Source organism: Candidatus Nanopusillus massiliensis (assembly GCF_920984865.1).
The window spans coordinates 368,576-377,972 of record NZ_OV100765.1 but is presented as its reverse complement, the minus strand read 5'-3'; the positions used below and the strand labels follow the sequence as shown (position 1 = coordinate 377,972).

Below are 9,397 nucleotides of genomic sequence, written 5' to 3'. Positions count from 1 at the left end.
AGAGACCCCAACACCAAGTATTTCTCCAGGTTTTATCAATTTATATTTTTCAATTGTATTTATTGTTTTTTCTTCAAAATATTTTATAAAATGGTCTTTGCAATAATAATTTCCATCAATATCTCTGTATATTGCATTATTATTACAAAAACTACATTTCATTTATTTATTTCTCTTTTGAAATCATCTTTTATTGCAGGTACAACATCATATACGNATTTACCTTTTACTTTAGTNCTAATTAATATTTTACTTGTCTGTCATTCTTTTTAATATATTTGCTATTTCACGAAATGTTGTATCAGCAATATCTTTCCTTAAATAATTTTAATAACTCAATATCTGTTTTTGGACCATATTTTGTTATTGATTCTACTATATATCTTTGTTTTTCTGTTAATTTTAATAAATCTGTTGGAGGTTTCTTTGCTTCATATATTTTTTTTACAATATCTCTATCAATAATCTTTTTTCTTTCTCTATATGCAATTAATGGTGCTTCGTATGAATATTTTAATATTTCTCTTGGTAATCCTCAAATAAATTATATATTTCTTCTATTGTCTTCTTCTGTAAATAGATTAGCATTACCTGCAAGCTCTAATCTTTTTTTAATTAATAATTTACCGGTTTTAGGATCAAGAGATTTTAAATATATTTTTGTGATAATTCTTTCATATAATGTTCTATGTTCTTTTTTTATTCTTTCTTCAAACTCCGGTAAACCTGCTAATATAAATGTGCAATTTGTTTGATCTGACATAACTTTTATCCATTCTAAAATATTGTCATCACAAAAGGTGAAGCTTCTTCAAAAATATTTTTAAATTTTTCTTATTTAAATATTCTACTATATTAAATTTCTTAAATTTGTATATTAATCTTTCAAAAAATNATTATGTATCAATAAAATATTTTTCAAATTCTTCTCTTTTTTCAAAAGGCCAATAAATATATATTTTATTCTTTGTTTTAAGATTATTATATATCCATAATAATAATGTTGTTTTTCCTGCTCCAGTAGGACCAGAAACCCAACAATTTTTTCTTTATTATTTATTGAATTTAATAGTTTTGTTCTTTCTCAATTATATCCAACAAAAGTTTCTAAAATTACCTCTAGTTTAAAGGGATTGTCTCTTAATTTAAAAAAATTAAGCATATCAGTATCATTCATATAAAATTGTTTAATAAAAATATTATTAAATTTAAAGAATATGATGTTCTATATAGCCCCGTCGTCTAGTGGTCTAGGATTCAGGGTTTTGGTCCCTGAGACCGGGGTTCGAATCCCCGCGGGGCTACTTTTAATTTTTGAAAGTTATGTTAATTTTAGGAGGACTATGTATTTATAAATTATCATTTTTTTAGATAATATTTGGAGGAAAGTATTATCAATCTTATATTTCAGATATTTAACTATAATATATTAAAAATAATAATAATTTCTGTCTCTATTATTATAATTGGATATTTTATAGGAAAACTTACAGCATTAATACTTAAGATAATACTAAAAAAAATTCTTGGTCTAGATAAATGGCTACATGATAAACAAATAATGACAGCATATTCTCTTACAGATCTACTAGTAAATATAGTTAAGTTCTTTATATACTTTTATTTTATTGGATTTTCATTTTACATAGTTCCATATGTTAGAAATATAGGATTCCTAGTTTTTAATATATTAAACAGTCTATTGATAATAATTGTTGTAATAATAATTTCATCTGCAATGATGGAATTTATATTGAGATCTTTTTTATATCCATTAATCCAAAATTTTAGATATGCAAACTTTATATTAGGCTTAATAAGATTTATTGTTTTATTTTTTGTATTGGATTACCAAATAGCTATCTAAATCTTTTATCTCCAGTTCTTCTCTATATGTTACAATGTTTTTTGGTGGAATAGTTATTTCAATTTCAATTGCTATAGGCATAGCTTTGGCAGATATATTAAAAGAAAAATTTAGAGATATAATAAAATGAATTATAAAGAAAAAATTATTTTAATTAGTAATAATCTAGTTGGGGGAATATTAAATAGTTTATTCTTTGTTTACCCATTTTATTTTAATTTCCCATCTAATATATATTATTCTTTAATTTCTATATCTTATAAGGATCAATAATAAGTTCAGCAATATTTGGAAATATTAGAATAAATGAGAAAAATTATATTAATATTGCAATGATTGGTGTAATAGGGCCCTCTGCTTCTTCTCTACTATTAGTTTTCCAAATATTTATTTACTAATATTATCATTCTTCTTGTTTAATATTACAACATCATCTACATATTTTTCATTTTTACTATATTATAGAGATGTAGGCTTAAATTTCTATTTTAATATTTATTGGACTTTTGGAGAAATAATACCTCAAATTTCTCTTATTTTTCTTTCCCTGATTTATAGCATATATATAGTTTTTATTTTATTGCTATTATCTACGATAATTATTATATATAGGAAATTATATTTATTTTTATTTTCATCCGCATATGAATTACAATTTATTGAAAAGAATTGATAAAATGTTTTCAATTGCAGAAAATAATATAGATAAATTTGGAACTCTTTATTCTATATTTGAAGGTTTGGTATTTCCATTAAATATAAAAAAGTTAAGGAATATGACTATTTAGAATTATATAATCTATTTGTTTTGATTGGATTTTCATTAGTTTGGGCATCTTTAGTTTATTCTCGTAAATGTATTTTCTTTATCTACAATTTTTCCATTTTTATTATTTATAAATGGATTGTATACTTGATATTATATAAAATATATAAAAGGGAAATTAATTTTAGAAATATAAAAATTGGAATATTTTCTAGATTTTTTATAGGAATAATAATATTATTGTCTTTAATATTTTCTTTATCAAAAATATATAATGGTATAATACTAACAGTATTATTTATATTAGCTGCATTTTCATGGACAATGTTTCAATATTTCTTTGATAATTATATAATATTAAATTATCTACAAAAATTTGGAAATATATATTTATTTAGAAATTTGGGTGGTGCAATAGGATCTTTGTTACTTTATTATATTTCTGTTCAATATGGTTTGTTTTTATCATTTATTATTTTAGGAATTTCCTTCCTTTTCTTAAATTATGTTTTAAAGAATTATAATAAATAATATTTTATGGATATAAAGTTAAGAAAAATATCTGAAAATATATATGAAATACCTAAAGAAAATGGAATGAATGTTCCAGTTAGAGTATATGCAAATGATAAGTTAATAGAAAAGATGAAAGAGGATAAAACATTAATACAAGGAAAGAATGTTGCTAGTTTACCTGGAATACAAAAATATTCTATTATAATGCCGGATGGGCATGAAGGCTCATGGATTTCCAGTTGGAGGAGTTGCTGCATTTGATATAAATGAAGGAATAATTTCTCCAGGTGGGATAGGATATGATAAAATTGTGGTGTAAGATTGTTAAGAACAAATTTAAAATATGAAGAGATAAAACCAAAATTAAAAGAAATTGTAAATGAAATATTTAGAAATGTACCTGCCGGAGTTGGAGAAACTGGAAAGATTGTTTTATCTCCAGGAGCAATTTAAGGATGCTGTAGAAGAAGGTTTAGAATGGAGTTATAGAGAAGGTTATGCATGGAAAGAGGATTTGGAACATGTAGAATCTTATGAAAAATTAAAAGATGCTTCAATAGAGCATGTATCAGATTTACCAATTAGAAGAGGAATAGATCAATTAGGAACTATAGGATCTGGTAACCATTTCATTGAAATACAGGTAGTTGATAAGATATTCTGATAAAAGATATAGCGAATAAATTGGGAATATATGAAGAAGGACAAGTAACGGTATTAATTCATCCAGGTTCTAGAGGTTTTGGACATCAAATTGCATCAGATTATATAGATCTAGGATTGAAAAAATATAGAGAAGAAATAAATAAATTACCGGATAAAGAATTAGTATATTTACCATTTCAATCTGATGATTGAAATAATTATTGGAAGTCAATGAGTGCTGCAGTAAATTTTGCATGGAATAATAGACAAATAATAACATATTTTATTAGAAAGTCATATCCATAAGATATATAATCATCCAGCAGAAGATGTTGGATTAAATGTTATATATGATGTAGCTCATAATATTGCAAAAATTGAAGAACATAAAGTTGATGGTAAAAAGAAAAAATTGATTGTTCATAGAAAGGGTGCTACTAGAGCATTTCCATCAGGTTCAGAAGAATTGGTTGAAGATTATAGAAAAATTGGACAACCAGTATTAATTCCAGGTTCAATGGGAACAGCATCATATGTATTAATAGGATCTGAAAAATCTATGGAGTTATCATTTGGATCTTCTGCACATGGTGCTGGAAGAAATATGTCAAGAGCTGCTGCTAGAAGATCATTGTAATTATAATGAAATAATTAAAAATTTAGAAGAAAGAGGAATCTATGTAAAATCTACAACAAAAGAAGGTGTAGTTGAAGAAGTACCTGAAGTTTATAAAAATGTTGATGAAGTTGTAAAAGCAACTGACGAATTAGGTATATCTAACTTTGTTGTAAGATTAAGACCAATAGCAGTTATAAAAGGTTAAACTTTAATTAATATTTTACAATAATTTTTTATGAAAGTATTTGTATTAGATTTTGATCATGATAAATGAAAAAGTTTATATTTATGGAAGGGATGAAAATGGAAAGAAGGTAAGAATAGAGTATNNNNAACCATTTTATGTATATTTACATATTAAAAGATGAAAAATATTTAGAAGAAATAAAAAATAAATTGAAAGATGAAAAATATGTGAAAAATTTTGAAATTCTAAAGAAAAATTTTATAGGAAAGGAATATACTGTAATAAAAGTTTATTTAAGTCAGGATGATTATGATGAAAATAAAAAATTTTGCTGATAAATCTGAAGGAAGAAGGAAAAATAATTGGAAAAAAAGAAGGTGATATAAGTATAATAAAAAAGTTTCAAATAGATAATGATATATATCCATTATATACATATGATTTGGAATTGGAATTAATAAAAAAAGGAGATAATATAGATTATTACAAATTAAAGAAAAATAACGGGATGGTTGAAAATAAATATAAATTAAAAGTTCTATTTTTGATATAGAAACAGCTTCTAATAAATCTATAATATCACCAGAAAAAGCATATATTTACATTATTTCAATATATGATGGAGAAAAATATTATTCAATATATTGGGGAGGGGAATCAAATGAAGGAATAAAAGTAAATAGTGAATTAGAATTATTGAAAAAATTTAATGATATAATTAAAAGTTTGGATCCAGATGTAATTGTTGGATATGATTCAAATAATTTTGATTTATACTTTTTATATGAGAAAGCAAAAAGATTAGGATTTAATTTTGATTTTGGATGGGATGGAAAAGGAATAGTATATACTAAAAAAAGAGAAGAAGATAAAAAATATAGGGTAGTTCGAACACACAATGTTGATTTATATGATATTGTTACAACAATATTTGCACCGCAATTAAATTCTGAAACATATTCTTTATGATGAAGTTGCTATGGAAATACTAGGAGAAGGAAAAGTTAGATATGGATTTAGATAAAATGTCAGATATAATTTATAATAAAAAAGATTTCAGTTATATAATAAAATATAATAGAAAAGATGTGGAATTAACTTATAAATTATATAAACATTTTGAAGGAATTTATTAGAATTAGCAAGATTGGTTGGAATTACATTATATGAATTATCGGGAAGTACATATGGAATGGTTGTAGAAAATTATCTAATAAAAAGGGCAAAAGAATTTAATGAAATAATTCCAAATAGACCAGATCCTGAAGAAGTAGATAAAAGAAAAAGGCTATCACATACTGGTGCTATTGTATTGGAACCAAAACCTGGTTTATATAAAAATATTGCTGTTTTTGATTTCAGATCTCTATATCCTTCAATAATAATTAGATATAATATTTCTCCACAACATTGAAATGTGAGCATGAAGAATGCATGAAAGATAAAATAACTATTGAAACACGTTTAGGAAAATCTGAAGTATGGTTCTGTAAAAAGAAAAAAGGATTTATATCTGCAGTATCTAGAAAAAGTATTTGAAGAAAGAGCAAATTTAAAGAAAGCTTTAAAAAGTTTAGATAAAAATTCTGAGGAATATAAAATAATTGATNGTAGACAGACAGCATTAAAATATATAATAAATTCCACATATGGTTTTTTGGGTTTTCCAAATTCTAGATGGTATTTGGTTATGAATTTGCGGCTGCAGTAACTGCTTTAGGTAGAAAACATATATTAGAAGTAAAAGATTTTATTGAAAAAAGTGGATATAAAATATTATATGTAGATACAGATTCTATATTTGTTATTGTAGATAATAAAGAAAATGCTCTAAATTTATTAAATAAAATAAATAATATTTTGCCAAAACCATTGGAAATGGAATTTGAAGATTATTATATATCTGGGATATTTGTAGAAAATAGTCTGGAGAGGGTGGTGCTAGAAAAAAATATGCTATTATTATCTGAAAATAAAAATATTAAATTAAGAGGTTCTGAAGTTGTTAGAAGAGATTGGTCAGAAATTGCTGGGGAAGTTCAAGAAAATGTAATTAGAATAGCACTAGAAGGAAAAATAAGAGAAATAATGATTATCATGTCAGAAGTTATTAAAAATATAAGAAATCATGTTTATCCTAAAGAGAAATTTATATTTAAGGGAACAATTAAGAAAAGATTTATCAGAATATGGAGGTTACAACTCCACATATTATAGCAGCAAAAAAATATAAAGAAAAAGGTTATGATGTTAGAAGGGGATTTATAGTTGAATATATTATAGTATAAGGTGGTGAAAAAATTTCTGATAAAGTTAGAGTNTTAGATGAGGTTAAAGATAATGAATATGATCCAGAATATTATATATATAAACAGGTTTTACCAGCCAAAGAACCTATATTAAAAGCATTAAATATATCCATGGAAAATATAGGAAAAGCTCAAAAAGATATATTATCATTTTTTAAAAATGGATGAAATAAATGAATATGAAAAAATCATAGAAGATTTAGAAAATAAGATTAAGGATTTAAAAGAAGAATTAGAAAAAAATAAAAAAATAAAAGATGAAATTTATGAGAAATATATGAAATTAAAAAATGTATTTGATAAAGATAATGAATATAATAGAATTATTGAAAGAATTAAAAATGCTTTTATATGGAAATAATGTTAAAATTTAAAGATATAGATGATATTAAAAAAAGATTATATAATATTAGAATTGAAATATGATATGATAAAGAAAGAAATTGATGATATAAGAAAAGAATTATTAAAAAATATATAGTGAAGTTTAATAAAATTTATTATACATAATTAGTTCTATGGATTTAAATAAAGATGAAAATATATATTGATGAATTTTTTTCATATGTAAAAAATTTTAATAATAGAATATCAGAAATAAAAAGAAGCTTGAATAATTTTGTAAATAGAGAAGAATTTAATAATCAATTAAAAGCCTTGAAAGAAGAATTAGAAAATGTAGAAAAAGTATTTGATAATTATAAAGAAATATTAAATGAAGATTTATTGGATAAAATAAGATATTTAAATGATTTGAAAATAAAAGTAGATGTATTAGAAAATAATCAGAAAAACTTTGTTGATTATTCTACTATAGTAAATATAAAATCAAAAATAAATAAATTAGAACTTGATATAAATTCTCTAAGTAATAAAATAACACAATATGAGGATGTTATAAATAATATAAAAGAATTAAGGAATAAATTAGAAGATTAATAGATAGATTAAATAAATTAGAATACTCAAACAAGTATTAATGATTTTAATGATCTAAAAGCAAAAGTTGATAATTTGGCAAATTTAGTATCCAAAACAATAGATAATTTATCTAAAGATCTATTGCAATATAATAAAATATCTGAAATGATAAATGAAATAAGGGAAAAAGATCTATATAATGTTAATATGTAAATTGGAAGAGATAGAAAAGAAATATGAAGAAAAATATTCTGAAATTAATAATAAAATAAGTAATATGAATTACTTATTACAATTAACAAATGANNATATTAAAAATGTAAAACAATTTAAAGCTTATGAAGAATTATATAACAAATATATAAACTTTGAAAATAGATTAAATAGTATATATGCATGTATTTGAGGAATATACAACTAATTTGGTTTACAGATTTGAGATCTAAAATAAACGAAATGGAATAAAATAGAAGAAATTAATGAAAAATATAATAAATTGGAAGAAAGCCTAAATAATATTAGGGAGGAAATAAGAAAGGTAAAAACAGAATTATATGATTCTAAAGATATNTTAGAATCTGTATTATCAGATTATGAAAATTTAATGAATAAAATAAAGAAAATAGAGAATTTCATTGATTTATCTAATTTTGAATATATAATAAATGAAATAGAGAAAATAAAAATATTAGAAAATGATATAGAAAATATAAAGAGATTACTATTATCTAAAAATATAAAAGAAGAAAACGAATACAAATACTAATCTGATTTTTTTAATTTTATTTATTATTATACTTTAAGTCTACTTACTATATCATACAATTTTATCAGTTTCTTCTTTTCTATATTTTTTTGATCTAATTCTTTTTGTATATCTAAATAATCATATACTTTGTCAGATTTAACAATATATAATTCATCAAAGAAATTTCTCCCTTCCAATTCTTTTAACATTGATATAAATTTTAATGATTCATCAATATTATTGAGGTCTATTTCTTTTTTTAATACTAAAGTTATTTTTCCACTTCTTTCTTTTTCCAATTTTTTAATTTTATTATCAACTTGTAATATTTTCCTTCTTTTAGCATATTCTGGTGATGGTATTATTAATGNCATAATAAATAATAACTATATAGGAATTTAAAAATCAGTAGCTACTCCTTTCATCATTAATCAGATTGTGTCCACATCATCATAATAATTATTTATAAGAATTGTATTTTTTATTTTTTATATGAATGAGATGCTTCCTTTATTGATATTTGATATAATAATATTGGCATATTCATCATATCAGGATATAAAATATAANTCTGTAGATGATATAATAATATATATTTTATTGATATTTAATATATTCTATTTCTCATATTTAATTGTTAAAAATATTTATCCAGTGAATTTTATATTTTCATATTTTATTCTTCTATTTTTTATATTATTGTATTTATTTATATTGATANNNATTGGAGATCTATTTATTTTCTTTTCAATATTCTTTCTATTATCTTTCTTTCCTCTATATAATATATTATTATTTTTATTTTATCTAGTTTTGTTC

The 9,397-nt window shown here is 22.4% G+C and carries 11 protein-coding genes, 1 tRNA gene and 2 pseudogenes (1 of these 14 only partly in view); 12 read left to right on the top strand and 2 right to left on the bottom strand.

Translation table 11 applies throughout. From position 1 onward, the window contains the following. Together LUA84_RS02735 and LUA84_RS02730 are read right to left on the bottom strand one after the other, a co-directional pair. Window positions 1-162, bottom strand: partial view of an ATP-binding protein gene (locus LUA84_RS02735; protein ID WP_231434333.1) — the 5' end (the start) only. 387 nt of this gene lie to the left of the window's left edge; 162 of the gene's 549 nt are visible here — the first part of the coding sequence; the start codon lies at window positions 160-162; the stop codon falls past the left edge of the window. Between the two features lie 382 nt (window positions 163-544). Next, window positions 545-763: a hypothetical protein gene (locus LUA84_RS02730; RefSeq protein ID WP_231434332.1), complete on the bottom strand. Its 219-nt coding sequence runs from the start codon at window positions 761-763 to the stop codon at window positions 545-547. A gap of 468 nt (window positions 764-1,231) precedes the next feature. Here LUA84_RS02730 and LUA84_RS02725 point away from each other — a divergent pair. The 12 genes and pseudogenes from LUA84_RS02725 to LUA84_RS02675 all read left to right on the top strand — a co-directional run bounded on the left by LUA84_RS02725 (window position 1,232) and on the right by LUA84_RS02675 (window position 7,848). Continuing rightward, window positions 1,232-1,304 (top strand) — tRNA-Gln (locus tag LUA84_RS02725). Between the two features lie 1,222 nt (window positions 1,305-2,526). Beyond that, window positions 2,527-2,655, top strand: coding sequence for a hypothetical protein (locus tag LUA84_RS04300; protein ID WP_256443525.1), 129 nt, complete (start codon window positions 2,527-2,529; stop codon window positions 2,653-2,655). Between the two features lie 125 nt (window positions 2,656-2,780). Next, entirely contained in the window at window positions 2,781-3,164 is a 384-nt protein-coding gene (locus tag LUA84_RS02720) for a hypothetical protein (protein WP_231434331.1), read from the top strand. Window positions 3,165-3,170: 6 nt separating this feature from the next. Next, a pseudogene (locus LUA84_RS04750) lies at window positions 3,171-4,618 on the top strand (RtcB family protein). 137 nt (window positions 4,619-4,755) lie between these two features. After that, window positions 4,756-4,935: a hypothetical protein gene (locus tag LUA84_RS02705; protein WP_231434329.1), complete on the top strand. Its 180-nt coding sequence runs from the start codon at window positions 4,756-4,758 to the stop codon at window positions 4,933-4,935. Continuing rightward, window positions 4,929-5,153: a hypothetical protein gene (locus LUA84_RS02700; RefSeq protein ID WP_231434328.1), complete on the top strand. Its 225-nt coding sequence runs from the start codon at window positions 4,929-4,931 to the stop codon at window positions 5,151-5,153. Before LUA84_RS02705 ends, LUA84_RS02700 begins: the two co-directional genes overlap by 7 nt. Next, window positions 5,129-5,569, top strand: a complete 441-nt coding sequence (locus LUA84_RS02695) for a 3'-5' exonuclease (protein ID WP_308112660.1) — start codon at window positions 5,129-5,131, stop codon at window positions 5,567-5,569. The genes LUA84_RS02700 and LUA84_RS02695 overlap by 25 nt, the downstream gene beginning before the upstream one ends. A gap of 41 nt (window positions 5,570-5,610) precedes the next feature. Further along, complete coding sequence (locus LUA84_RS04270; protein ID WP_256443520.1) at window positions 5,611-5,736, top strand: hypothetical protein; 126 nt, start codon at window positions 5,611-5,613, stop codon at window positions 5,734-5,736. A gap of 56 nt (window positions 5,737-5,792) precedes the next feature. After that, window positions 5,793-6,311, top strand: a pseudogene (locus LUA84_RS05320) (DNA polymerase domain-containing protein). After that, window positions 6,278-6,817: a DNA polymerase domain-containing protein gene (locus tag LUA84_RS02685; RefSeq protein WP_231434326.1), complete on the top strand. Its 540-nt coding sequence runs from the start codon at window positions 6,278-6,280 to the stop codon at window positions 6,815-6,817. The pseudogene LUA84_RS05320 and the gene LUA84_RS02685 overlap by 34 nt, the downstream one beginning before the upstream one ends. 252 nt (window positions 6,818-7,069) lie before the next feature. After that, complete coding sequence (locus LUA84_RS02680; RefSeq protein WP_231434325.1) at window positions 7,070-7,270, top strand: hypothetical protein; 201 nt, start codon at window positions 7,070-7,072, stop codon at window positions 7,268-7,270. Window positions 7,271-7,443: 173 nt separating this feature from the next. Further along, complete coding sequence (locus tag LUA84_RS02675; protein ID WP_231434324.1) at window positions 7,444-7,848, top strand: hypothetical protein; 405 nt, start codon at window positions 7,444-7,446, stop codon at window positions 7,846-7,848. Window positions 7,849-9,397 lie beyond the last annotated feature (1,549 nt).

Excerpts from the sequence above, each read along its gene's own strand:
- LUA84_RS02705 (WP_231434329.1), top strand. The coding sequence starts at position 4,756 with ATGTATATTTACATATTAAAAGATGAAAAATATTTAGAAGAAATAAAA.
- LUA84_RS02685 (WP_231434326.1), top strand. The coding sequence starts at position 6,278 with ATGGTATTTGGTTATGAATTTGCGGCTGCAGTAACTGCTTTAGGTAGA.
- LUA84_RS02680 (WP_231434325.1), top strand. The coding sequence starts at position 7,070 with ATGGATGAAATAAATGAATATGAAAAAATCATAGAAGATTTAGAAAAT.
- LUA84_RS02675 (WP_231434324.1), top strand. The coding sequence starts at position 7,444 with ATGAAAATATATATTGATGAATTTTTTTCATATGTAAAAAATTTTAAT.
- LUA84_RS04270 (WP_256443520.1), top strand. The coding sequence starts at position 5,611 with ATGGATTTAGATAAAATGTCAGATATAATTTATAATAAAAAAGATTTC.
- LUA84_RS02730 (WP_231434332.1), bottom strand. The coding sequence starts at position 763 with ATGTCAGATCAAACAAATTGCACATTTATATTAGCAGGTTTACCGGAG.